This is a genomic window from Polynucleobacter sp. QLW-P1DATA-2 (genome assembly GCF_001870365.1).
Classification (GTDB): Bacteria; Pseudomonadota; Gammaproteobacteria; order Burkholderiales; family Burkholderiaceae; genus Polynucleobacter.
The window spans coordinates 137,268-159,742 of record NZ_LZMQ01000009.1; the positions used below are offsets into that span (position 1 = coordinate 137,268).

Genomic DNA, 22,475 nt, shown 5'->3' on the forward strand with positions numbered 1-22,475 from the left:
TTTACAGAGGATTTAGCATGAACGAATGGCATAACGAATCTAAAGGCGAAATCAACAAAAAGATCATTACTTTGATCGTGATGTTGGCAGCCGCTACCAGCTTGGCGATTTTGTTTGCATTAGTAGCTGCTCATACTGGTTACGTATTCGGTTAATCGGTCTTAATGACTAGCCATCGCCAACCTGCAGTATTTGCTGGCCATGGCAGTCCGATGTACGCCATTGAGCCCAATCGCTATACAGCGACTTGGGCTTCTCTTGGCAAATCACTAAAACGTCCTGATGCTATTTTGGTGATCTCTGCACATTGGGTAACTCGAGGTACTTGGGTTACTGCAATGGCTAAACCCAAAACGATTCACGACTTTGGCGGCTTCCCCCAAGCACTCTTTGATGTTCAGTATCCAGCGCCAGGTAGTCCAGCGTTGGCTGATCGCGTTCAAGAATTGTTAAGTATCCCAGTGGTGCTTGAAGAGAATGAGTGGGGCATTGATCATGGCGCATGGTCCGTTCTCAAGTATCTGTACCCCAATGCTGATGTACCAGTGGTGCAGTTTAGTCTCGATGGCTCTATGTCTGCGCGTCAACATTATGATTTGGCAAAACAACTTCGCCCTTTGCGTGACGAAAATATTTTAATTTTATCTAGCGGTAATATTGTGCACAATCTGCGGACGATTCATTGGCAAGGTGGCGCGCAACCTTATCCTTGGGCTCAGGAATTTAACGAGTTTTTCACTTCTGAACTCCATGCGAATCACCACGAGACTCTGATTGAGTGGGAGAAATACGGCGAGGCAGCCCACTTATCTATTCCAACCCCAGAGCATTATTGGCCAGCTTTATATACTTTAGCTTTACAACAGGATGGTGAGCATGCCAAAGTCTATGTTGATGGAATTGAGATGAGTTCGATTAGCATGCTGGGTTTTTCTATTCAATAAAGAGCGGATTATGTGGCTATCTATTCTGGCGGTTTTTTTCGGTGCAGGACTTGGCGCTTTATTGAGAGCAGGCTTTAACGCTTTGACTGTAGGTGCAGCATCCATCATCCCTCTCGGTACGCTGATAGCCAACATGGTAGGTGGCTATCTCGTTGGTCTTGCAGTAGCCTTCTTTGGAAACAATCCACAGCTTTCACCAGAGTGGCGACTTTTGGTAGTGACTGGCTTCTTAGGGGGCTTAACTACCTTCTCGAGTTTCTCTGCAGAAGTGGTGGGATTTGTTCAGCGCGGAGAGGTCACCTGGGCATTAGGTACAGCCTTACTGCATCTGATTGGCTCACTTGTGTTGACCTTCTTAGGCATCTTGACTTACCAAGCCCTCAAATAAAAATCGGGGGCTACTAAGTCTTAGTGGCCCCCGATTAAATCAGCGTTCTTTTTTACTCTGGTTTGATATTGGCTGTTTTAACAACAGCACTCCATTTGGCAGACTCTGATTTAATCAGAGCAGAAAATTCTGCAGGGCTACCACCCCCAATTTCATTGCCTTGAGAGAGCATCAGCTCACGTAATTGTGGGTCTTTCAGGGCTTCATTTGCAGCGGCATTAAGCTGATCAATGATGGCTTTTGGTGTTCCCTTAGGCGCAATTAAGCCCTGCCAGTTGAGCACTTCAACCTTCGGATAGCCTGCTTCAGCAAAGGTGGGTATATTAGGTAGCAATGGCGAACGTTTCTTGCTAGTGATAGCAATCGGACGCAACTTATCCGCCTTGATGCTGGGCATTGCTGAATACATTTGATCGAACATCATGGTGACATTACCGGCCATGAGATCTGTTAAGCCAGCAGAGCCACTCTTATATGGGACGTGGATCATATCGATCCCAGCGTTTTGCTTAAATAACTCAGCAGAGAGTTGATGGCTGCCGCCAATGCCGCCAGAAGAGAAGGTCAGCACACCCGGCTTTGCTTTAGCAGCCGCCACAATATCCTGCACTGTTTTGTATGGAGAGTTCGGATTAACGACTAACACCAAGGGACCTTTTTCAATTAAGACGATTGGGGTGATATCAGTTTCTGGGTCGTAGCGTAAATTACCAAAGAGTGTTTTATTTACGGCCATAGGTGCGAAGTTGCCCATGCCGATGGTGTAACCATCTGGAGCGGCACGAGAAATGAATTCAGTACCGATATTGCCACCAGCGCCAGGCTTGTTATCCACGATGATCGGTTGCTTGAGGATCACACTCATTTTTTGAGCGATCTGACGACTACGAGAATCTGCGCCACCACCTGCACCATAAGGCACGATGAAGTTAATGGGTTTTGTTGGGTAATTGGTCTGCGCAAAAGATGCGGTAGTTGCAAGAGAGACGAGACCGAGAAGTGAAACTGAAATTAATTTAGATAGCTTCATATTCATTTTGTGAATCTTTCTTAAATAAAACCAAGAACCCCAAGCAGTGCACCAATAGCAATTAAATATAAAGGGTGCCAGCGTGTAAAGAAGACAATAGCAATAGTGCCAATCGTAAGTGCATAGGCTGTCAGACTATGATTGATTTGTAAAGCAATCTGCCAGGCGGCAGATAGAACCAAGCCCACAGCAAGGGCGCCAGCGGCAAACTGAATCGCTTGCTGCTTTTCTTTATCTTGCATATTGAGAATCGTGCGCTGCAAGAAATAAATCATGATGGATGAGGGCCAGGAGATGGCCAATGTTGCAATAGTTGCCCCAAGGACACCGCCCACATTCCAGCCAATCAAGGTGACAGTCATGAGGTTAGGACCAGGAGCCGCTTGTGCTATCGCAAAGTAATCTGAGAACGTTTGTCCGTTAATCCAATGCTCTTGGTTGACCGATAAATCATAGAGCACAGGGAGCAGGGCATTAATGCCCCCAAAGGCCAGTAATGAGAAGGCAGATAATTTAAAAAAGAGGCTAAGGAGGGTGCTGATCATTTCTTAACCTTTTTCCAGGCTAAGAGAATGGCGAGTGGCGATGCGAGAAGAACGACCCAACCCAAACCTAAATGAAAATAGATTGCTGCTATCAGAACCAAAAAAATGACGGCAAGCATGGGGGGATATTTCAGCTCGGTGCGTAACATTTTGAAGCCTGTACTGGCAATTAAGCCAACACCTACAGCAGATACGCCTCTTAGCATTCCTTGCACAATTGACATATAGCTATAGTGCTCATAGAGAACCGCAATCACTAGTAATAAAGCAACTGGCCCCAACATGAGTCCAAGCACGGCTGCAAAAGCACCCGGCACCCCAGCAAAGCGGCTACCAACACAAACACCAAGATTGACAATATTGGGGCCCGGAACAATTTGGCAGATACCCAGCATGGCGCTAAATTCTTCAGCGGTGAGCCACTTTTCCTGTTCAACAATCGTACGTCGGGCCCATGGCAATACCCCACCAAAACCAGACATACCGATTTTGCTAAACCCGATAAAGAGTTCCTTGGGAGTCAGGGTTTTCATCATTACTGAGGCTTGAAAGGGTGGGGTGCGGGCTTGTTATCTAGCCATGCTTCTAGTGCCTCGGTAATGCCCTTTGAGAATGCCTCAAAAATGGGCTCAGCAATGAAGCCTAAGTGTGGAGTCACCAAGAGATTAGGGGTGTTACGTAAGGGATCATTTTCGGGAAGTGGCTCAATATCAAATACATCGACAGCTGCTTGACCTGGCTTACCAACTTTTAATGCCTTTTGAAGATCAGTCATATTAATTAATGCAGCTCGGGAGGTATTGACTAATATGGAGTCTGGCCGCATTAGCGCAAGTTGATCAGCGCTAATAATTCCTTTGGTTCCAGGACCTGCAACGAGGTGCATTGATACCACTTTGGAGGTGGAGAGTAATTCATCCAAGCTGACGGATTTGGCATTCTCTGCGGCTGCACGCTCTGGAGTCATGCGAGGACTCCATGCCACCACTTCCATGCCAAAGGCAGCACCAACACGTGCAACGCGACTACCAATAGCACCAAGACCCATGATGCCTAAGCGCTCACCAGAAAGCATTGGCAGAAGGGATAGTTGATCTCGCCAACCGCCAGAAGCAATCAATTTATTTTCTTCAATGAGTCGTTTGGATGCGCCGAGGATTAATGCCCAAGTCAGTTCTGCGGTGGTTTCTTTGGAGGGGCCACCAGGTGAGCAGGCCATCGGAATATTGCGTGACACTAGGGCTGCTGCATCCAGGGTGCCATTGCGTTCACCAGTAAACATTAAAAATTTAAGCTTTGGCAAGCGTGCAATCATGGCTTCATTGAGTGGCGCTCGATCACGCACGATGGCAATCGCATCGGCATCCTTGATGACTTCATAGAGGGCCTCGTCACGAAGCGGGTCATGATGAAAGGTCAGGTTTGCTTGCTTCTCTAATTTTTCCCAATTAGAGAAGCGATGCAGGGCGCGTTCGTAATCTCCGAGGATGACGATGTTTGGTAATGAAGCCATTGATATTTACTCTTATTAAATTTAGTCAGGTGTACAAAGGCTCAAGATCTGTTTCAGATCGGAAGCTTGACCTAATTTCCATAAAGCAGAAATCAGTTGACGGGTTTTTTCTTTGCCAATAATCGGTTCAGCCAGGCTGGTGAACTTCTGCTCTAAATTGGCATCGCTCATTGGGTTTTCAACGGAACCAATCGCGTTTTTCACGAAGATGTGAACTTCTTTGCCGTCCTTTAAGAAGGCTTTGACGTCAACAGAAGCCTCGCCAATGGAGGTATCAGTCGTAGCATTTACTTTGGCACGCAAGGCAACAACATCAGGACGGTTCACGATGTCATCAGCGTACTCACCTTCACCTGCTTGACCGAAGATCAAGCCAACAGCACAACCGTGATACACGCTAAATTTACCTTCGAGGCCATCTTTAGGTGTCTTCTTGCCGGTGAGCTCTAACACGAGTGGATGCGCGCGGAGTTCAATGCGCTCTACATCTTCCGCCTTAACACCTTGGGCACGCAATTGTGCGCAAGCATCAATTGCTGGGTGAATCACAATACCGCAAGCAAATGGTTTGTAAGTATTTAAGGAGATCTCAAATGATTTTCCAAGGGCGCGATCGATTTCGGTCCAGTCACATTTCGTGGAAACGGTTTGCATATAACCACGACCTGCTTCTAGTGCTTTAGGACTAGCTGTAAAACCATGTTTGGCCAACATCGCTGAGAGCTGACCGGCACGTGCAGCACCGCCTGGGTGGAAAGGTTTAGTCATGGTGCCAAATTGCTCACGCATACCAACGGGTTGGGAAGCGGCAATCCCTAATGCCATAGTCGTTTTTTGTAGGTCAAGGCCCATCATGCGGGAGCAGGCTGCTGCTGATCCGAGCATGCCCGTAGAGCCAGTGATGTGCCAGCCACGGTGGTAGTGATCAGGGTACATGGCATTGCCCACGCGGCAAGCAACGTCGATACCAAGAATGAGAGAGTCAATAATTTGACGGCCATTTGCATTAATGTGTTCGCCTAATGCCAGGATGGCGGAAGCTACTGGCCCTGCAGGATGAATCACAGTCTTAAGGTGTGTGTCATCAAAGTCAAAGGTGTGGGAACTAATACCGTTGATGAGGGCAGCGCCACCCATATCTACTTTATCTTTGCGACCAAGAATACTGGCTTGTGCAGCCGGTTGGAATTCACGAATAGCAGCTAATGAGGATTCCACGCTTTCGTGATTTGCCGCTCCAATAGCGCAACCCAACCAATTCAAAAATGTGCGATGGGCTTCATGATCTACTTCAGGGGTCCAGCCTTGGCTTGGATGGGAGGTGACAAATTCCGCCAGAATTTTGGTAACTGGTGGTGCATTGAGATCGGCTGCTGCAGCAATAGCATGAGACATATGTTTTCCTAATTTGATTTCTTAATGGGTTATTTATTCAATTTCAATATGACGATCTTTTGCGACCTTAGTCCAGCGCGCAATATCTTCTTTGATGTAGTTGCTAAATTGTTGTGGAGTCATTGGCATAACAGTCATAGCTTCGCTTGCCATTTTTTCTGAAAATTCTGGACTTGCCAGCACCTTATTCAATTCCGCATTGATCTTGGCGACGATCGGCTCAGGTAGATTGGCGGGTCCTGCAATGCCATACCATTGCTGACCATCAAACCCTGGGTAACCTAATTCTTTGAAGGTAGGCACATTGGGTTCGGTAGGGCTACGTTTTTGACCAGTTACTGCTAAGGCTCTAACTCGACCAGTTTGTATGTAGGGAATCGCTGCAAACAAGGTTGGGAACATGGCATCAGTTTGACCACCAATGATGTCGGTAAAGGCTGGTGCAATTCCACGATATGGCACATGAACCATAAAGATGTTAGCGGCCATCTTAAATTGCTCCATACCTAAGTGGGTAAGCGTTCCAGGGCCTGAGCTACCGTAGCTTAATTTAGCAGGATTCTTTTTGGCATAAGCAACAAACTCCGCTACATTTTTTGCAGGAACTTTGTTATTAACAATGAGTACGTTTGGAGTTGCGCCAATCATGCCAATCGGCGTGAAATCTTTGATGGCGTCGTAATTCAGTTTGCGTACTGCAGGATTGGTGCCATGAGTGCCTACATAAGCAATCATGAGTGTGTAGCCATCAGGCGCTGCTTTAGCAGTTGTTTGTGCTGCAATTGCACCGCCACCACCTGATAAGTTATCAACGATGACGCTTTGACCTAATCCTTTAGAGAGTCGCTCAGCTACAGCACGTGCAATGTTATCCAAGCCTCCGCCAGCAGAAACTGGGGCAATTAAGCGAATGGTTTTGCTTGGATAGGCACTTTGAGCACTGACAAATTGACTAGCCAGAGCTGAAAAAGCAAAGATGACAAAGGATAAAAAAATCGGCGCGTGCCGATGAATGGTTTTAGACATGTCTCAAGTCCAGTTTATTGTGGGTTATTTATGTGATACAGCGTGCAGATTTTACTATTTATGGCAGATATTTGGCTTATCTCAGCCGGTTTTAAGTTTTTTCCGGATAGAGTGTTCTACCGGGATGGATTCTAGGTTCGGTTCTAGGGCCTCCCGCTCGTCAAACACAAAGCAGCTGCCCCGATAGTGTGCAGAACCCACTTCCTCAAAGTATTTGAGGATGCCACCTTCCAGTTGATAACTGTGCTCCATGCCGATTTCTCGCATATAGAGACCTGATTTTTCACAGCGAATGCCGCCCGTGCAAAAACTCACCAAGGTTTTATCGGCCAACGCTTCTTTGTGTGCGGTAATCGCTGCCGGAAACTCAGTGAACTTTTCAATATTGAAATGCAGTGCATTTTCAAAAGTCCCATAGTCCACCTCAAAAGCATTGCGAGTATCAACCATGACTACGGGGCGACCCAAATCATCGGTGCCGCGATCTAGCCACTCTTGTAATTTTTTAGGGGCAATGAAATTAGCGCGACCTTTTTCAGGCTGAATAGTCGGGTGGTTCATGCGAATGATTTCATTCTTGAGCTTGATGAGCATTTTTTTGAAAGGCTGATCATCCGACCAGCTTTCTTTTGCCTGAAGCGGAGCAAAGCGCGGATCTGTTCGTAGCCAATCTAGAAAGCCACGCAATGCATCTGTCCTGCCTGCTAGGAACAGATTGATTCCCTCGCCGGTGAGCAGGATGGTGCCTTTTAGCTCCCTAGAATTGCATTCTTCGAGCATTTTGGCGCGCAAATCCGGCAGCTCGTCTAAGCTGACAAATAGATAGGCGGCAATGTTCAAAATCGACTTCATGTTTTCTCTCTTCAAACTACCCTTGCATTATCGAGCAAATGGACCCCGGGGGTGTTAATCTTGAGGTCTTATTCAAAGGAGGCAATCCATGCTGGATCTAGCAAAAATGGCCAAAAGAGCCTTGTTTCTCGTTTTATTAGCACTTGGAGCAAGCAGTCTTGTTTTGGCTCAAACGACAGGTACCGGTGCGTGGCCGACCCAAAAACCCATTCGTCTAATTGCTGTTTTCCCGCCTGGGGGTTCAGTTGACCAAGTAGCCCGCATTTTGGCTCCTGCTTTGCAGTCTGAATTAAAGCAAAACGTCATCGTGGAAAATGTGGGTGGCGCATCAGGAGTCATTGGTACTTCTGCCATGACTCGCTCTGATCCTGATGGCTACACCTTCGCAGTAGTTTTTGATACTCACGGTGTTAACCCAAGCTTAAAAGATAAGCTTCCCTACGACACCATTAAAGACATTGCCCCGGTCATTTTGGTGGGTACTTCACCCATGGTGCTCGTCGCTAGTAAAAAATCAGGCATCACCAGCTTTAAACAACTGGTTGATCTCTCTAAGACGGGTAAACAATTTAGTTACGGTTCAATTGGTATCGGTAGCTTAGGTCACCTTGCGATGGCGCGTTTAGCAAAGCAAGCCGGCTTCGATTGGAATCACATTCCGTATCGTGGCGGCGGCCCGTTGATGCAGGACGTATTGGGTGGCCAAGTCGAGTTGGCGGTGGGTTCTGAGTTCTTGGTGAAGCCTCATATTGAAAGTGGTGGCGTCATTCCCTTGGTAATTACTACTGCTAAGCGATCACCAGCATTGCCTAATGTTCCAACGATTGCAGAAAGCGGCTTCCCAGGCTTCAGCGCACCAGCATGGTGGGCAGTGTTAGCGCCAGGTAAAACACCTCCTGCTCTAGTGGATGCAATGAATAAAGCGTTGAATAAAGTATTAAAAAATCCTACTGTTGCTGCGAAATTCAAGGCACAAGGAATTGAAATTGTTGGCGGTCCTCCGGAAACATTGCGTGACTTTATTGGTAAGCAAATTGCGATCTGGGGCAAGTTCGTCATTGAAAACAATATTAAAGAAACCAGTCAATAGAAAGTATTTATGTCAGAACGTTTAATTCCTTACCAGCCGATGGATTTGGCTGAACCTGCTGAGTTAGTAGCTGCGATTCGTAAAAGACGCGGCGGCCAATTTATCAACTTAGATCGTATGTTGTTACATAGCGTACCAATTGCCGAAGGTTGGAATCACTTCATTGGTGATATTCGTAATAACCTGTCTTTGGATCCCAAGCTGCGTGAGTTGGCTATGTGTGGCGTGGCTGTTCTGAACGGTGCCGAATATGAATTCTTTCACCATGCGCCCCCGTTCAAAAAGGCGGGCGGTACCGAGGAACAAGTTCAAGGCCTGCGTTTAATTGGCCAACCCTCTTTCCCCAAAAATCTTTTCTCTCAAGTGGAGAATGATGCTGCTGAACTCACCTTTCAGATGACGCGCAATATCAAAGTTGATCCTGAGTTGATGAAGCGCTTGCAAAAAGAGTTGGGTAGCACCGATACAGTCGAGTTGGTAACGGTGATTGCTGCATACAACATGGTGTCTCGTTTCTTAATCGCTTTGGATGTCAATCCAGAAGATCATCCACCGGCTTAATTGGAAGATCAATCATCTATAAATGATCCGCAACATACAAACTGTTATTCCTGGCATTGCAACCTCTGATGGCGCCGGTGTAAAACTACGTCGTAGTCTAGGAGGTCAGCAGCAGGTGAGGCTAGATCCTTTCTTGATGCTGGATGAGTTTTCATCGAATGATCCTAATGATTATGTGGCGGGCTTCCCGGCCCATCCCCATCGTGGCTTCGAGACGGTGACTTATATGCTGGAAGGCCACATGTTGCATGAAGACCATTTAGGCAATCAAGGACATTTGAAAACGGGTGGAGTGCAGTGGATGACAGCAGGGCGCGGCATCATTCATTCTGAGATGCCCCAGCAGGTTAGCGGTGCCATGCGGGGCTTTCAGTTATGGATTAATTTACCTTCGACAGAAAAGATGAAGACGCCTGGCTATAAAGATATCCAAGTGGAGGATATTCCAAGCACCACTTTAGCCAATGGTGGATCTGTCAAGGCCATTGCAGGTTCTTATGTAAATGGCGATACCACCGTTCAAGGCCCCATTCAAGGTATTACTACGGCCCCCTTATTTTTGGATGTGCATTTGCCCCCAAGTGGAGAATTTGAGCATCGCATTCCTAAGGAATTGAATGCATTTGTATATATCTATGAAGGTAGCTTGGAAATTGGCAGTCCAATGAGGGCCGTTCCTAAGCAGGCAGCAATCGTCTTGGGTGATGGGGATCTTTTGAAGGCTAAGGCAGGAGCTGATGGAGCACAATTCATTGTGCTTGCGGCCTTACCCTTGCATGAACCGATCGTCCAATATGGCCCCTTTGTAATGAACACTCGCGTTGAAATTGAACAGGCAATTGATGATTATCAAAATAATCGCTTTGTAACTACTTGAATGATGAATTCATGATGATCAATTGGGACGAGGCAGGTCAATCCTGTTCTGCTAAATGGCATTCTGAAAATGGGATCGCCCCACATAAAAAAATCCAGATTGGTGACGATACGCTGACGGCGGATATAGCTTATCGATTGGCCTGCGAGGGCACTGCAATTCTGTATAGAGGCGACTTTCAGAATGCTCGCCAACTACTGCAGGCTTTAGTGAGAAGGGTGGACAAGCCTTCTAAGAAATCAAAGCGAACAGAGAAGAGTAAAAAAGACGAACCCGCAATAAAGAAAAGTCTTTTGGATGCATTTAATCTGCATCGCCTTTCTCAATCACAGCGAGCTCGGGTTCTAGGGATGCTGCTCATTCAAGTCAATCCAGACCATACTATTTCACTGAGGCGGGCGCCAGATGTCGCGCAAGCCTGTCTTGAGGCTTATGGCCAGCAGACCGAATCGTATGTCATCTCATTGCGTGAACTACTCGGCGTAATTAGCGCCCACGAATGGCGTAAGAAGGGTGTGCCGATCTTGGCAAGAGAAGATGAAGAGATTCGCATTCATCCGCACTATGGCGTTTTTTCACCTGTTCGCGGTGAATATATTGAGCTCGTTCTGAAGGCGCCATTGCCAACTGCACTAAGACAAAGTTCTACCGCATTTGATATTGGCGTGGGTACCGGCGTTTTATCGGTAGTACTGGCTGCGCGGGAAATTGACAAGATTGTGGCAACCGACTTAGATGATCGGGCTATTGCTTGTGCTCATGACAATATTGATCGTTTAGATTTAAGTCCTTATGTGGAAATACGGAAAACCAATTTATTTCCCGAAGGCAAAGCGGCGTTGATTGTATGTAACCCACCCTGGTTGCCGGCACGACCAAGCTCATCTTTGGAGCATGCAGTCTACGATCCAGATAGTCAGATGCTGAAGGGCTTTCTTGGAGGGCTCAAGGAGCATTTACTGCCTAATGGTGAGGGCTGGCTAATCCTGTCAGATTTAGCGGAGCACTTAGGCTTGCGCACTAGAGAAGAGTTGCTTTCTTGGATTGAAACTGCAGGACTAAAAGTACTTGCTCGATTGGATACCAAGCCACAGCATCCAAAAGCGTTTGATAGAACAGACGCGCTGCACACTGCAAGGGCTAAAGAAACTACTTCATTGTGGCGCTTGACTGCTAAATAAACAAACCCCTCTAAAAATTAGAGAGGTTTGTTTTAATTGGTGGGTCGGCGGGAATCTGAAGATACTCCTATCTATATGATTCATAAACAAATAAAAATATAAAAAAATTGAAGTGCCCCCAGACGTGCCCCCAGTCCCAAAAAATAACCGTAGTCCGCATATTCAAAATTTGCGGACGCACGCCTGTCTGAATCTTGGAATAATCTTAGCTTATTCGTCACTAAATTTTTACAAAGACTTTCTGTAAAGATGCTATCACCCTATAGTCTTGGCATCAGTGATTAGCTGATAGATTTGATTTTGCCTTTCCAGGATTTCAAAGAAAAGTCGTAATGTATTAAGGGCATCATCATCTGCTCTATGCGGGGTACCTAAAAACTGGAGCTTAAAAGAACCAAGGCCTGAAGACAAGCCACCGCTAGGTTTTTTGCCCATAGCTAGCATATGCAAGCTATACCAAGTTTTAACATCGACCCATCTGCGACCAAAATGAGGAAAACTAACCCCCCGATCCTTAAATTCAGCTTTCAACTCAAGTGAGTCGCCACCACCCCAGGTTATGGGGTTAACAAAACAATTACGCGCAGTGATGATTTCCCCAATCTCTTTGGCTGCTTGCTCATGCGGAACTGAATAGTCGGAAATGTCCTGATTCGTGATGCCAGTTAATTGAGTGATGAATTCAAAAATGGGTTCTTTGGGGTCTAGAAACCATTTATAAGTAGCCAGTGATTGATTGACATAGTCATGATGGCTCCCTACTGCTATCCCGACCTGAATGATCTTTGGGTTTAACGTGGAATTATCCTCGGCATTATTTAGCTCTAGATCAAGCGCGACATAACATTGCTCTTTATTCATGAGACGTTTTCGCTATTCATTGTTCGCTATTAATTTAGATAAATAAGTAATTTGAATGCCGAGACTAAAACAGTCAAAGAAAAGAGTCACTATATTCCGATCGATGAATTGTCGAAGGATAATTTCAACAAGGACGCTCTAAATGGCAAGCAAACTCTTAAATATTATGGACAAAGAAATACTCACTTATTGCCAAGAGGGCGCAATGATACATTTGGCAGAAAGACCGGTCTGAGGGGGGTAAAGATATTTCTCTATGCGTGCCCAATTTGAAGACTCTAATAAAAAATCTGCTACTCCTTTAACTTCTATAACAATGTGTCAAATCAGGTAATAAAGTTAATAAAGTCGGAATTTCGATAAAAAAGTTTAATAAAGTGAGTTTTTATATAAAAAAGTGTGAATATGTATAAAAAAGTGAGGCTTGAAGTTTTTTATTGGTAAAAAAGAAACATTCTGATAATATGTAACACAAAACCCTACTTTTAATTAGGGTTGGAGATTACTTATGAGACGAATGGAGCTTATTAATGGCCTGACTAGCCTTGAGCGTCGGGGTGTATCAGTCCTCACCAAGGGAGACTTGGAGAAGCTTTTCCCGTTAGAAGAAGAGAAGTCGATGGAGAAATCACTTCAGCGCATGGTCAAGGACGGACTGCTTATTAAGGCAGCTAGGGGAATCTACGTAAACGCCTTAGCCGCTGGACGTAACTCCACCTGGATTGTGGAGGATATCGCTAAAGCGCTTCGACCAGGCAAGCTCTCATATGTAAGCTTAGAGAGTATTTTGTCCGAGTATGGTGTTATCTCGCAGATTCCAGTGAGCAGACTTACTGTCATGACCACGGGTGCCGGGGGCACCCATGAGACGCCTTTTGGAACTATCGAATTTACTCATACCAAGCGCAGTGTTCCAGATATCTTAGAGCGAACTATCTTTATTAAAGAGCGCCCATTGCGCATCGCAAAAAAGCAAGCAGCCGTCACGGATTTACTGCGGGTTGGCCGCAACACTGACATGATTGACTATGAAGAATTGGAGGATGAGGCTGCATGATGAGACAAGAAGACTTCAAGCTATATGTAGAGAAAGCAATGGCCAGCTCGGAGATGGCTGCAATGAGGCCTGTAGTTGAGAAGGAGCTTCTCCATTACGAAATATTTAATGCTTTAGATGGAGAGGGGCTACTTAAAAACCTCGTCTTTCAAGGTGGAACGTCTTTGCGGCTATGTCGAGGATCGGAGCGATTTAGCGAGGACCTTGATTTTGTGGGCGGCACAGAATTCACATCTGAAAGTATGGAAAAAATTAAAGACTGCATTGTCAAACATATTGGTGAGCGCTTCGGATTAAGGGTTACGGTTAAAGAACCCAAGCCAGTTAATGACGATGCGCTAGTCAACGTTAACAAATGGATGATTAGCATTGAAACAAATCCTGGGTCTCCCGACATTCCTCGTCAAAAAAATAAAAATTGATATTGCCAATATTCCGGCATATACCCGAGAGCCGATCCCGTTGAGATTGAACTATTCTGTACTTGAGGGGATGAGAAGTCCGATTGTGATGACTGAGACAGTCGATGAAGTTCTTGCTGACAAACTTGTAGCGCTTCCTACTTCTATCGCCAAGCTTGTTGATGGGGCATTGATCCCAACCCCAGCAAAAATAAGGCATAGAGATATTTGGGATATTGCTTGGCTTGTTGGGCAAGGGGCTAGCCTAAAACTAGATTTGATCCACAGGAAGATTGTGGACTATGGAATTCAGCACTACGACGTACTACTCGAAAATGCAATCGACAATATCCACGGCATCTCCACAGGATCAGCCTTTAAGGAGCAGATGCAGCGGTTCATCACAAGAAGTGCACATGAGCGAGCTTTCAGGACGCCGGGTTATGACACATTTCTAGCCAATGAAGTCAGTAAACTTTTTGCAGTAATTAAACAAGGCGAGTGAACAAAGGTGCCACTATTGATTAATCGTCGTAAGAAATTCGTTACCACTGTGCCAAAAGAAATATTTGATGCTATTGAAGCGGAGTATTTGAAGGTAGAGGTCTGATAGGGGCTGCATATGATCGTCCTTTCTGGGTTGGTATTGCACCCCACACTTAATCGGGTTGATGGGCTGCTTCGGATTTAACTATCGCAACAATTACCCTCCAAAAAGTTTTTTCTGCAACTCCATAGTAGCTATCTCCACTTTAAGTTTTGTAAGTATTGGGTTTGAGGCTGTTATTTCATCAAAATTCCGCTTGAGCGCTGCAGCATGAATTTGATTTACTTGCGCTGTTTTTTTCTCCAGTTCCTCTATTTCTTTTAAAGAATTGTATTTTTTGGCACTTTCTTCTCTGTCGGCGTTATTCATCCGCCTATCGAGCTCTTCATGTATTTTCATTGCCTCGGCAATTGTCGTCTTAGCTTCTTTTACTTTATTGGAGTCTGGTGCATCGAGAAGCTTCTTAAGCTGGAGCAAGAAAATAAATAATAGGATAAATGTCGAAGCTTTTTCGAGTATGCCAAAAAATATAATCAGGATAGTGCGTATGCCCGGATGACCCCCATAACCAGCCTTTTGAAAGGCTTCAATATTTATACCCGTCCATTCATTAGGGCAAATATCAAACCATAAACGAGTGCATGCAAGCGCTATTTCGACTGTTGCCTCGTTATATCGATTGTCATCCTGTATTGCAATTCGATGGCCTTGAGCTTGCATCGCGCTAGGATTTTGTGAAACATATTTTTTGTAAACGTCGTCATATTTCACTTGCAATGAGGCCAATTCGGCAACCTTTTCTTCATAAACAGAATCCGGAATGCACCCAGTTAGCCCCGCTGCAAAAAATATTCCGATGATATAAATCAAGAGCCGCTTCATTTTGACTCAATTAAATAACAACGAAAGCGAGTCAATGGATCATCTGGTCCCTTGCCAATCCAGTCAGGAACGGTAGCGTATTTGCCAGTCTGCACCCATTTGTTTCCTTTTGAGCTAATTTCCCAAAGGGGAATCTTGGTGCCGGCAAGCATACCTTCTTCATACGCTTTTTTGATAGCCTTAATATCAGTAACCAGATGAAAGGAGCTATATTTCCCAGCCTGGATCGCCCGAATAATTTTTATTCTGAAGTCGTCGAAATCACGATCCCATTTACGGGAGAGCTCTATCTCAACCGCATAGGTGATAGTTGATGGCGCACCGTCCAATCCTGCAGACGGATTTTGGATGATGAACGTGCAATCAGGTTGCTTGGTTCCTGATAGAGACTTTTCTTGAGTCATAAGTTCAGTCTCATATCTGATGATCACACCCTTTAGAAGTGCATCTAAAGTAAATTTTTGGGCTACTAAATCATGTCGAATTTTATTGTGGCGGACCTTTTGACTCTGTAAGAAAGGGTAATGGTGTAGCTTTTCAGCTCTTTGTTCGGACTCATGCAGACCCAGTGCGGTTAGCGTAAGGTAGGACTGAATGGGCAGCCCGGTAGGAGTTGGGGTTTCTTCAATCCAACCTCTTTTCACCAGTCGAGCGCTAGTTCCATGTCGTGTCGTTTCAGCTAGTTTTTGGAGTATCGCCTTAGATGTGTAACCCCAATTTCTGATCCATTCCAGCAGCTTCAAATCCCTCTTCAAACCGAAGGCTGTAGGAGAAAGACCCCCTAACTTTACCTTCCTCTGCGCTTTAAGTTCTGTTCGACGTGCTGGCGATAATGACTTTCCCGCTCTGCTATCTTTGCGTTTTACATTGTTATTTACCATTGCTAGTGCCTATGTAGTTGTATGTGCAATGACCAATAGCAATGTATTGCAGCAATGCTAAAGAGAATGCTTTCTCTTTAACAATCTGAAGTAAAGGGCGTACAAATAGGGCTTTGCCCCCACTGGACGTGGCCCTTCGGGTGTTTTTGGCTTGTCGCTGGACGCTCCACCTTTCCTGTACTCCGCGCTTCGCTTGGGGTGCGCCTCGCAAAGCGCGGCTACTACCTTCTTCGCAGATCATTTCTTTGCAGAAATAATCCGACCGTAGACAATCTCGCCTTTGGGCGATCTCATCTCCTCTCAGAGGGTAGTAGCCGCGCTTCGTCTGACGACTAGCTGTGGCGCACGGGCTCCGCCCCCAAACCAGGAAACCGTCCTTGGGAGGACTAAATTGTTGGGACAATTTTTCCTGACACATGTTCTCGTAATCCGTGAACACGCTTTTTGGCTCCCCTGGTAAAGCGACCTTCCAGTGCTCTGATGGAGGTGGAAAAGCGACCTTAAACATCACTCCCAGCATCATGATTTCTGCCCTAATGTTGAGTGGAAATCTATAGGCCCGCCCTTAGGCTTATACCCATTTGGATCATTCAACCAGGCCAAGATCTCGTCGTTATCCTGAAAAGAACATCGCAGTCCGTATCGAGTAATGGGAGGCCCCTTTCCACACTTCGCCATCTGCGCCCACTTCTCATGACTCACCGGAATCATGTGCTTGATGTCTCCCCATCTCGATTTTCCATTTATAGGCAATCCCCCCGCATTCATCTCTCGTCTTGTCTCACTCGAGCGTTTGGATTTCTTCTGTGAGTCGTCTTCGTGTGGTGCCGCCAAGATTACATGTGACATATATTTCTCCTAAGTAATTAAGTTCCCGGGTAATTCCGAGCCCTTGACTAAACTGTACCTACTTATCAATTTTTCTAAACGACGAATACACCGTCAAAAAGTTAACTTATCTGCTGATTGAAATCTGAGTCAGGTTGAAATTGATGTGCTACAGCTCATATAAATTGTTGAAAAGTTTGTGGTAAGTCATGCTGGGCATGACTCGGATCATTCGATCTGATTAATTTGCATGGAAAAGAATCACTGCATAAATCGTGTACACGATTAATGGCAAATATTAAGATTCGTAATTAATTTCTTAATATCGATTCATTCCCAGCAATTTAATGAGTCAACATCAGTTTGAAAGGCGAACATGAAACCAAGAACGCTCACCAGGCAAGAAATGTATGACCTCGTTTGGTCAAAACCGATGACTCAACTAGCGCTTGAATTCGACATCTCTGATGTAGGGCTTCGAAAAATTTGCAAAGCTGCCAAGGTGCCGACACCCGGCATTGGGTATTGGGCCAAGCTAGCTAATGGGAAAGCAGTTGCCAAAATGGAATTGCCCACCCTCTACTCATTTCAGTCTCAGCTTGTCTATATAGGAGGAGGGTCACCCAATCGCTATGGCTATATAGATGAGCCTGATAGAACCGATGAGGAATGGGCTGTGCTCGAATTACCTCCCCCTCCTGTATTTCCAGAGACGCTAGAAGAGATCCGCTCCCAGATTGAAAAATTAGTACCGTTGATTGCCATTCCCAAGAAAATGGGAAAGCCTCACCCCATTACAGCGAGGTTGCTGGCTTATGACGTCGATATCGCCAAGGAGCGCCATTATTGGTACAAGCCTAAGTATCAGCATCCTAATGGTCAAAAACTCATTAATGCCCTCAATAGCTTTTTTATCTACTTTGAGAGTCTTGGCTTTCTAGTCAAAATCAATGGACCACGATCCCAAGCCTTAAGCGTAAATATGGATGGGAAGTATCACTTCTTTCGATTTGTCTGCTTTGATGATGGCAATCACTTTTATCGAAAGAAGAGTGGTTCTGGGATGACGTATGGTTTTAGCTGGACCGGCAATCAAGAGCGTATGTCTGAAAACTCAGACTATCGTGAGTATTCAGAGATCACCCCTGAAGTACTCAGGGATTTAGCGATTGAGCTCTTAATGGATATAGAGGAGCGCAAGAGAAGTAGTGTTGAATGGGTTCATCAACGTTTGGTGCATAAGAAGAGGGATGCGATCCAGCGGATAGAGGAAAAGCGAACTAAGGCAGCCATTCGTAGGCGTAAAGATACTGAACGACTCATTGAAAAGCGTATGGAGTTAATGCGTCAAGTCTTAAAAGACATGAAGAAGCCTAATGAGCGTTCTTCTGCCAACAGGCAGGCTTGCTTGGGACGGCAACCTTGCCGTCAGAGACCTCGACTGGAGACGCCCAAAGAATCTAGGCGTAAATTTGATGATCTAGAATGTTGACGATAATCATAAATAATCCAAACCGAAAATGAATAGAGAGTAACCATGGAATTAATGAATCAACTGCTGTTTGGAATATTCGGACTAATCCTATTTGGAATATTCTTGACCGTGCAAGTTGATAATCAACTCCATAACTCCTTAGAATCCTCTCTATTCTGGCGATATACAGTTTTGCTGAGAAGCATTGCTTATTTTTTTTGGTTTTTGGTTCCGTTTTTTGGTTCCGTTTGTTTACTTCCTGCAAACTATTTATACATAGCATCTGTTGTGTTGCTTGCTCTCTTCTTAAGCGGTTGGAATGCTCCTATTAAGAGGTCGGTGATGTATATCCTAGCTATTGGCTATGTAATATTTTGCTTTGTGTTCCTTCATTTTTTTCTAAAGGAGAATAGCTTTGTTGCTCGCGCAAATACGGTGGCAGGCACACAAATTCCATTGATGATTTGGGAGTTTTTTTCCATTGCATACTACCTACGGAAAAAAAGAGATTACGTTGTTGGCGTAATAATTTTCTTCTTGGCTTTACAAGTTACCGCCTACTCATTCAGAATAATTACGGTTAATCGGAGCCCTCACTTAAATATACAAAATATCGTAAACGCTGATCTATTGTCCAGCATGATGTCATGGACATCAAATGGGATTAACGTGATAGTTTATATATTGATCAACGCTTACCTTTACCGCAGACTGTGGAAAAAAGAGCGTGAATCAACCTATAAGTATGACATTGCATCAAAAGAGCGGACGAGAATACAAGAGCTTTTATTTGAGCGCGAAAAATTAGTCTCTTATCTACTGAAGTCCAACAAGACTGCTAGCACCGGCGCTTTAGCTGCATCATTAGCGCACGAGTTAAGTCAACCACTTGGCGCATCTCTTTTAAATGCGCAGCATCTTAAATCCCTAATGGACAGAAATGTAGTTAAACTCGATCTAGAAAAGGATATCGTCAATTCTATTGAGGCTGATACAAGAAGAGCGGGACAAATCATTCGCTCACTGCGCGCACTGTTCTCCGGTGATGCGATTACGTTAGAGAGAATTGATTTGATTGGGCTCGTCTATTCAATAGCCCAATTGGTAGAGCCAGAGTGCAAAGGCTCGAATATTGAATTATTAATTGAGATGCCAGAGCGGTGCTACATCAATGCTAATTCGATTGAGATTCATCAGGCCATTCTCAATGTTTTAAATAACGCTATTCAGTCCCTGAAAAGTAAGAACAATATAGAGAAAAAACATATCCTTATTGCCATCAATCTTCAGGGCGAACAAGTCACAATCAATATTAGCGATAACGGTCCGGGTGTTCCTATTGAAAGAGAGCATTCATTATTTGAGTTACTAGACTCACAGAAAGAATCGGGCATGGGCTTGGGCCTTTGGTTGTGCAAACACATCATGACTAGACATGGCGGAGATATTTTTTATAAGCGCGGGTCAAATGCTGGCGCAACTTTTAGCCTCGTCTTCCCCCCCCAATCCCAGTCGATGATTTGAGGATTTAGCGTATCCCGCGATCGAGGGATATTGATGGGCAGTATGTTTGTCATAATCCGAGAGAGTAATTTTTGGGCAACAAGTAACAATGACCGGTAAAGCTGCAATCCATGATGTTTTGAAACATGTCTTCTTAATAGAGGACGATGCTTCGATGCGAGCTACTTTAACGAGTCTTTTGGAGTTTCTTGGATACCGGGTTTACCCCTTTGCTTCTGCTATAGAGTTTTTAAAGATTCCACTTCACGTTGCGCCAGCAGTAGTTATTACTGATATGCGCATGCCGGATATGACTGGGGTAGAACTACAGGCGGAGTTGATAAAGCGTGGTCGTGAGGTGCCAATTATCTTTATTAGCGCCGAAAGCACTGTTGCACAATCGATTACAGCAATGAAGCAGGGCGCTATTGAATTTTTAGTCAAACCATTTGAGCGAGACGCCCTTTTGGATGCGGTAATCAAGGCTTTAGATATAGATGCTAACAATATGCGCAGCTATGTTGAGCAAAAAGCTTTTGAGGAGCACGTTAAGGCCTTGGCTCCACGGGAGCTTGAGGTGCTTGAATTGCTTGCTTTAGGGTTTAGTAATGCAGAAATTCAAGAAAAACTACAGATTTCACTGTACACAGCCAAGCAGTACAAGGCGCAGGTCATGCGTAAACTGCACTTGCGCTCGCTAGCCCAGCTCATTGCTTTCAAAAAAAGAGCTAAATAAGTCGGTCAGTTAGCCGTAAGGCTAACTCTCGTTCGAGGGATTTTCAGCTTCTTGATTTAGCGTTTTAATGCTTGCTTAATTATTAGAGACAACAAGATGCACCCTCACATTCGCCATTCCATTCAATCTGGCACTGCCGTAAAGCATTCACCATTTAGCGCCCCTGCTTCTGCACGTCGTGCAATTGCATTAGCGGCAGGTTTTTTGGTCTTGAGTGGTTCGGCATATTCACAAGTTGGCCCTGATGCTGGTGCATTACAGCAACAATTACAACGTGAAGTTGACCGCGATCGCCAAAATGTTGCGCCGGATAACCTCATTAAGAAGCCCACAAAACCAAGTAGGCCAAAATCAGGTGACAAAACAATTGAGGTGAGCTCCTTTGAGGTGGTTGGTATTACGCTGATTACGCAAGAGCAAGCACAGGAAGCTCTCAAGCCTTTTACTAATCGCCAGTTAACTTTGGATCAAATCAAAGAGGCTGGAGATGCATTAACTAATCTTTACGCTCAGATGGGAAGAATGGCCCAAGCCGTCATCCCACCTCAAGACGTTGTTAATGGCGTTATCACCATCAAGATTATTGAAGGCAAGGTAGGCAATGTCATTATTGAACTCAATAAAGAATCACCAAGTCGCCTCAAGTCTGAAGTTATTCAAAAGTTCATTACCAACAGCAACGAGCCTGGCAACCTTATTGACCTGAATGGTTTGGAGCGAAGTTTAGCCATCCTCAATGAAACGCCAGGTAATGAAGTTAGCGGAGAGTTAGCGCAGGGTGACAAGGAAGAGACAACGAATATCTTGGTCAATGCCAAAGATACGGGTTTATTTGCAGGTAGGGTAGATCTATCAAACTATGGCGCAGCCAATACAGGGCCTGCACAAGCAACGGCTAGCTTAAGCTTGAACAACCCTAGTGGTAATGGCGACCAAGCCACTTTAGATGTGATTGGCTCACAAGGCTCTGTCTATGGGCAGCTTAGATACGGTTTGCCAGTGGGTTATGATGGCTGGAGAGTATCTGCAGGCGTTAGCGCCTTGGATTACAAAAGCTTATCAAGTTACTCAACAACGATTTCACAAGGTACAGCACAAACCTACGGAATTTACTCAATCTATGCGCTAGAGCGCACTGCACGTTCCACTAAGAATGTGATCATCAACTTTGAAAATAAGAACTACAACAACCAAACTAACGGTATCGAGAGCAGTAACTATCAGCTCAATGATTTAAGTCTTGGCATCAACGGCACTAACTTTATTGGTCAAGCTTATGCAAGCTGGGGCGCTACAGCTACCTTGGGCTCTTTAAGTATTAATAACACCAATCAAGCTAATAACGACGCACAGGGTGCCGCAACAAAAGGTACTTTTGCAAAGCTGGGCTTTAATGGCTCGATTACACAGCCACTGCCGATTGATAAAACCAATTTAGTGGCTTCTATCTACGGTCAATTGGCTAATAAGAACCTCAATAGTGCCGAGCAGATCTATATGGGTGGCCCTTATGGTGTACGTGCTTACCCTGTAGCCCAGGGAGGTGGTGCACAAGGAGCAATTGCTTCTGTAGAAATTAACCATAACTTGATTCAAGACTTGCAAGTTGGTGTTTTTTTTTGATGCTGGACTAGTTCAGCAATATGTAAGCACATATAACAACTGGCAAGGGCAGACCAACGCTAACAATACCTATTCTTTATACGCAACAGGTTTGTCAGCAAAGTATCAGTACGAAAAAGTTCAACTTTCTGGTTCATTGGCATGGCGCGTAGGCAACAATCCGCTCTATACACAAAGTGGCCAACAGTTAAATACAGACAACATGTACAGATCGGTACAAGGTTGGATCAAGGGCACAATCTTTTTTTAAGAATGTATAAGAAATTGCAAAAATATTTAC

Annotated in this window: 26 protein-coding genes; 15 read left to right on the forward strand and 11 right to left on the reverse strand. The window is 44.9% G+C overall.

All coding sequences use genetic code 11. The annotated features are described in order from the left end of the window. Window positions 1-17 precede the first annotated feature (17 nt). From A9236_RS11175 to crcB, 3 genes are read left to right on the forward strand one after another with little or no spacing between them, the layout of a single operon-like run. Window positions 18-155 carry a hypothetical protein gene (locus tag A9236_RS11175; protein WP_201721761.1) on the forward strand — a complete coding sequence of 46 codons (138 nt, stop codon included), beginning with the start codon at window positions 18-20 and terminating at the stop codon, window positions 153-155. 9 nt (window positions 156-164) lie between these two features. Further along, complete coding sequence (gene ygiD, locus A9236_RS10545; RefSeq protein WP_071465268.1) at window positions 165-944, forward strand: 4,5-DOPA dioxygenase extradiol; 780 nt, start codon at window positions 165-167, stop codon at window positions 942-944. A 10-nt stretch (window positions 945-954) separates the two neighbouring features. Further along, a complete protein-coding gene (crcB, locus tag A9236_RS10550) occupies window positions 955-1,332 on the forward strand; it encodes a fluoride efflux transporter CrcB (RefSeq protein WP_071465269.1) in 378 nt (125 codons plus the stop codon). 52 nt (window positions 1,333-1,384) lie between these two features. On the opposite strand, the gene A9236_RS10555 is transcribed toward crcB, so the two are convergent. From A9236_RS10555 to A9236_RS10585, 7 genes are all read right to left on the reverse strand, one after another. Further along, window positions 1,385-2,362, reverse strand: a complete 978-nt coding sequence (locus tag A9236_RS10555) for a tripartite tricarboxylate transporter substrate binding protein (protein WP_071465337.1) — start codon at window positions 2,360-2,362, stop codon at window positions 1,385-1,387. Between the two features lie 20 nt (window positions 2,363-2,382). Next, window positions 2,383-2,907, reverse strand: coding sequence for a chromate transporter (locus tag A9236_RS10560; RefSeq protein ID WP_201721762.1), 525 nt, complete (start codon window positions 2,905-2,907; stop codon window positions 2,383-2,385). After that, window positions 2,904-3,443, reverse strand: coding sequence for a chromate transporter (locus A9236_RS10565; protein ID WP_236638900.1), 540 nt, complete (start codon window positions 3,441-3,443; stop codon window positions 2,904-2,906). Before A9236_RS10565 ends, A9236_RS10560 begins: the two co-directional genes overlap by 4 nt. Further along, complete coding sequence (locus A9236_RS10570) at window positions 3,443-4,420, reverse strand: D-2-hydroxyacid dehydrogenase family protein (protein WP_071467874.1); 978 nt, start codon at window positions 4,418-4,420, stop codon at window positions 3,443-3,445. Before A9236_RS10570 ends, A9236_RS10565 begins: the two co-directional genes overlap by 1 nt. 21 nt (window positions 4,421-4,441) lie before the next feature. Next, entirely contained in the window at window positions 4,442-5,815 is a 1,374-nt protein-coding gene (locus A9236_RS10575) for an MmgE/PrpD family protein (protein WP_071467875.1), read from the reverse strand. Window positions 5,816-5,848: 33 nt separating this feature from the next. Beyond that, window positions 5,849-6,841 carry a tripartite tricarboxylate transporter substrate binding protein gene (locus A9236_RS10580; protein ID WP_071467876.1) on the reverse strand — a complete coding sequence of 331 codons (993 nt, stop codon included), beginning with the start codon at window positions 6,839-6,841 and terminating at the stop codon, window positions 5,849-5,851. 81 nt (window positions 6,842-6,922) lie between these two features. Continuing rightward, window positions 6,923-7,693, reverse strand: a complete 771-nt coding sequence (locus A9236_RS10585; RefSeq protein ID WP_071467877.1) for a sulfurtransferase — start codon at window positions 7,691-7,693, stop codon at window positions 6,923-6,925. An 88-nt stretch (window positions 7,694-7,781) separates the two neighbouring features. Between A9236_RS10585 and A9236_RS10590 the strand changes: the two genes are divergently transcribed. Genes A9236_RS10590 through A9236_RS10605 form a run of 4 tightly spaced genes read left to right on the forward strand, consistent with a single transcriptional unit; the run spans window position 7,782 to window position 11,402 of the window. Then, entirely contained in the window at window positions 7,782-8,783 is a 1,002-nt protein-coding gene (locus tag A9236_RS10590; RefSeq protein WP_071467878.1) for a tripartite tricarboxylate transporter substrate binding protein, read from the forward strand. Between the two features lie 9 nt (window positions 8,784-8,792). Continuing rightward, window positions 8,793-9,344, forward strand: coding sequence for a carboxymuconolactone decarboxylase family protein (locus tag A9236_RS10595; RefSeq protein WP_071467879.1), 552 nt, complete (start codon window positions 8,793-8,795; stop codon window positions 9,342-9,344). Between the two features lie 22 nt (window positions 9,345-9,366). Further along, complete coding sequence (locus tag A9236_RS10600; protein ID WP_071467880.1) at window positions 9,367-10,221, forward strand: pirin family protein; 855 nt, start codon at window positions 9,367-9,369, stop codon at window positions 10,219-10,221. An 11-nt stretch (window positions 10,222-10,232) separates the two neighbouring features. Continuing rightward, window positions 10,233-11,402: a class I SAM-dependent methyltransferase gene (locus A9236_RS10605; RefSeq protein ID WP_071465339.1), complete on the forward strand. Its 1,170-nt coding sequence runs from the start codon at window positions 10,233-10,235 to the stop codon at window positions 11,400-11,402. A 255-nt stretch (window positions 11,403-11,657) separates the two neighbouring features. Here the strand turns inward: A9236_RS10605 and A9236_RS10610 are convergent, their stop codons facing one another. Next, entirely contained in the window at window positions 11,658-12,263 is a 606-nt protein-coding gene (locus A9236_RS10610; protein WP_071467881.1) for a 3'-5' exonuclease, read from the reverse strand. A gap of 508 nt (window positions 12,264-12,771) precedes the next feature. Here A9236_RS10610 and abiEi point away from each other — a divergent pair. Genes abiEi through A9236_RS10935 form a run of 3 tightly spaced genes read left to right on the forward strand, consistent with a single transcriptional unit; the run spans window position 12,772 to window position 14,226 of the window. Then, window positions 12,772-13,320 carry a type IV toxin-antitoxin system AbiEi family antitoxin gene (abiEi, locus tag A9236_RS10620; protein ID WP_071467883.1) on the forward strand — a complete coding sequence of 183 codons (549 nt, stop codon included), beginning with the start codon at window positions 12,772-12,774 and terminating at the stop codon, window positions 13,318-13,320. Next, a complete protein-coding gene (locus A9236_RS10930; protein WP_083398929.1) occupies window positions 13,317-13,742 on the forward strand; it encodes a nucleotidyl transferase AbiEii/AbiGii toxin family protein in 426 nt (141 codons plus the stop codon). Before abiEi ends, A9236_RS10930 begins: the two co-directional genes overlap by 4 nt. Continuing rightward, window positions 13,690-14,226 (forward strand): nucleotidyl transferase AbiEii/AbiGii toxin family protein, encoded by a 537-nt coding sequence (locus A9236_RS10935; RefSeq protein ID WP_083398930.1) that lies wholly within the window; start codon window positions 13,690-13,692, stop codon window positions 14,224-14,226. Before A9236_RS10930 ends, A9236_RS10935 begins: the two co-directional genes overlap by 53 nt. Before the next feature lie 198 nt (window positions 14,227-14,424). On the opposite strand, the gene A9236_RS10630 is transcribed toward A9236_RS10935, so the two are convergent. The 3 genes from A9236_RS10630 to A9236_RS10645 all read right to left on the reverse strand — a co-directional run bounded on the left by A9236_RS10630 (window position 14,425) and on the right by A9236_RS10645 (window position 16,880). Next, complete coding sequence (locus A9236_RS10630) at window positions 14,425-15,150, reverse strand: hypothetical protein (protein ID WP_071467884.1); 726 nt, start codon at window positions 15,148-15,150, stop codon at window positions 14,425-14,427. Continuing rightward, entirely contained in the window at window positions 15,147-16,031 is an 885-nt protein-coding gene (locus A9236_RS10635) for a hypothetical protein (RefSeq protein WP_071467885.1), read from the reverse strand. Before A9236_RS10635 ends, A9236_RS10630 begins: the two co-directional genes overlap by 4 nt. Before the next feature lie 519 nt (window positions 16,032-16,550). After that, window positions 16,551-16,880 carry a hypothetical protein gene (locus tag A9236_RS10645; protein ID WP_083398931.1) on the reverse strand — a complete coding sequence of 110 codons (330 nt, stop codon included), beginning with the start codon at window positions 16,878-16,880 and terminating at the stop codon, window positions 16,551-16,553. Window positions 16,881-17,235: 355 nt separating this feature from the next. Here A9236_RS10645 and A9236_RS10650 point away from each other — a divergent pair, with 355 nt between their 5' ends. The 5 genes from A9236_RS10650 (at window position 17,236) to A9236_RS10670 (ending at window position 22,445) form a co-directional block, all read left to right on the forward strand. Further along, window positions 17,236-18,351: a hypothetical protein gene (locus tag A9236_RS10650; protein ID WP_071467887.1), complete on the forward strand. Its 1,116-nt coding sequence runs from the start codon at window positions 17,236-17,238 to the stop codon at window positions 18,349-18,351. A 45-nt stretch (window positions 18,352-18,396) separates the two neighbouring features. Further along, window positions 18,397-19,857 (forward strand): sensor histidine kinase, encoded by a 1,461-nt coding sequence (locus tag A9236_RS10655; protein ID WP_071467888.1) that lies wholly within the window; start codon window positions 18,397-18,399, stop codon window positions 19,855-19,857. A gap of 88 nt (window positions 19,858-19,945) precedes the next feature. Next, on the forward strand, window positions 19,946-20,572 hold the full coding sequence (locus A9236_RS10660) for a response regulator transcription factor (RefSeq protein WP_071467889.1): 627 nt from the start codon (window positions 19,946-19,948) through the stop codon (window positions 20,570-20,572). A gap of 96 nt (window positions 20,573-20,668) precedes the next feature. After that, a complete protein-coding gene (locus A9236_RS10665) occupies window positions 20,669-22,195 on the forward strand; it encodes a ShlB/FhaC/HecB family hemolysin secretion/activation protein (protein WP_071467890.1) in 1,527 nt (508 codons plus the stop codon). Continuing rightward, the gene (locus A9236_RS10670; RefSeq protein WP_143070641.1) at window positions 22,182-22,445 is read left to right on the forward strand and encodes a hypothetical protein; all 264 of its coding nucleotides are present in this window, start codon (window positions 22,182-22,184) and stop codon (window positions 22,443-22,445) included. The genes A9236_RS10665 and A9236_RS10670 overlap by 14 nt, the downstream gene beginning before the upstream one ends. The last annotated feature ends 30 nt before the right edge of the window (window positions 22,446-22,475 follow it).

Bases quoted from the DNA above. Each gene is read 5' to 3' on its own strand.
- A9236_RS10585 (WP_071467877.1), bottom strand. From the start codon at position 7,693: ATGAAGTCGATTTTGAACATTGCCGCCTATCTATTTGTCAGCTTAGAC.
- A9236_RS10655 (WP_071467888.1), top strand. From the start codon at position 18,397: ATGGAATTAATGAATCAACTGCTGTTTGGAATATTCGGACTAATCCTA.
- crcB (WP_071465269.1), top strand. From the start codon at position 955: ATGTGGCTATCTATTCTGGCGGTTTTTTTCGGTGCAGGACTTGGCGCT.
- A9236_RS10600 (WP_071467880.1), top strand. From the start codon at position 9,367: ATGATCCGCAACATACAAACTGTTATTCCTGGCATTGCAACCTCTGAT.
- A9236_RS10605 (WP_071465339.1), top strand. From the start codon at position 10,233: ATGATGATCAATTGGGACGAGGCAGGTCAATCCTGTTCTGCTAAATGG.
- abiEi (WP_071467883.1), top strand. From the start codon at position 12,772: ATGAGACGAATGGAGCTTATTAATGGCCTGACTAGCCTTGAGCGTCGG.
- A9236_RS10930 (WP_083398929.1), top strand. From the start codon at position 13,317: ATGATGAGACAAGAAGACTTCAAGCTATATGTAGAGAAAGCAATGGCC.
- A9236_RS10665 (WP_071467890.1), top strand. From the start codon at position 20,669: ATGCACCCTCACATTCGCCATTCCATTCAATCTGGCACTGCCGTAAAG.
- A9236_RS10590 (WP_071467878.1), top strand. From the start codon at position 7,782: ATGCTGGATCTAGCAAAAATGGCCAAAAGAGCCTTGTTTCTCGTTTTA.
- ygiD (WP_071465268.1), top strand. From the start codon at position 165: ATGACTAGCCATCGCCAACCTGCAGTATTTGCTGGCCATGGCAGTCCG.
- A9236_RS10630 (WP_071467884.1), bottom strand. From the start codon at position 15,150: ATGAAGCGGCTCTTGATTTATATCATCGGAATATTTTTTGCAGCGGGG.
- A9236_RS10645 (WP_083398931.1), bottom strand. From the start codon at position 16,880: ATGTCACATGTAATCTTGGCGGCACCACACGAAGACGACTCACAGAAG.
- A9236_RS10610 (WP_071467881.1), bottom strand. From the start codon at position 12,263: ATGAATAAAGAGCAATGTTATGTCGCGCTTGATCTAGAGCTAAATAAT.
- A9236_RS10575 (WP_071467875.1), bottom strand. From the start codon at position 5,815: ATGTCTCATGCTATTGCTGCAGCAGCCGATCTCAATGCACCACCAGTT.
- A9236_RS11175 (WP_201721761.1), top strand. From the start codon at position 18: ATGAACGAATGGCATAACGAATCTAAAGGCGAAATCAACAAAAAGATC.
- A9236_RS10635 (WP_071467885.1), bottom strand. From the start codon at position 16,031: ATGGTAAATAACAATGTAAAACGCAAAGATAGCAGAGCGGGAAAGTCA.
- A9236_RS10660 (WP_071467889.1), top strand. From the start codon at position 19,946: ATGACCGGTAAAGCTGCAATCCATGATGTTTTGAAACATGTCTTCTTA.
- A9236_RS10565 (WP_236638900.1), bottom strand. From the start codon at position 3,443: ATGATGAAAACCCTGACTCCCAAGGAACTCTTTATCGGGTTTAGCAAA.
- A9236_RS10650 (WP_071467887.1), top strand. From the start codon at position 17,236: ATGAAACCAAGAACGCTCACCAGGCAAGAAATGTATGACCTCGTTTGG.
- A9236_RS10555 (WP_071465337.1), bottom strand. From the start codon at position 2,362: ATGAAGCTATCTAAATTAATTTCAGTTTCACTTCTCGGTCTCGTCTCT.
- A9236_RS10560 (WP_201721762.1), bottom strand. From the start codon at position 2,907: ATGATCAGCACCCTCCTTAGCCTCTTTTTTAAATTATCTGCCTTCTCA.
- A9236_RS10580 (WP_071467876.1), bottom strand. From the start codon at position 6,841: ATGTCTAAAACCATTCATCGGCACGCGCCGATTTTTTTATCCTTTGTC.
- A9236_RS10570 (WP_071467874.1), bottom strand. From the start codon at position 4,420: ATGGCTTCATTACCAAACATCGTCATCCTCGGAGATTACGAACGCGCC.
- A9236_RS10595 (WP_071467879.1), top strand. From the start codon at position 8,793: ATGTCAGAACGTTTAATTCCTTACCAGCCGATGGATTTGGCTGAACCT.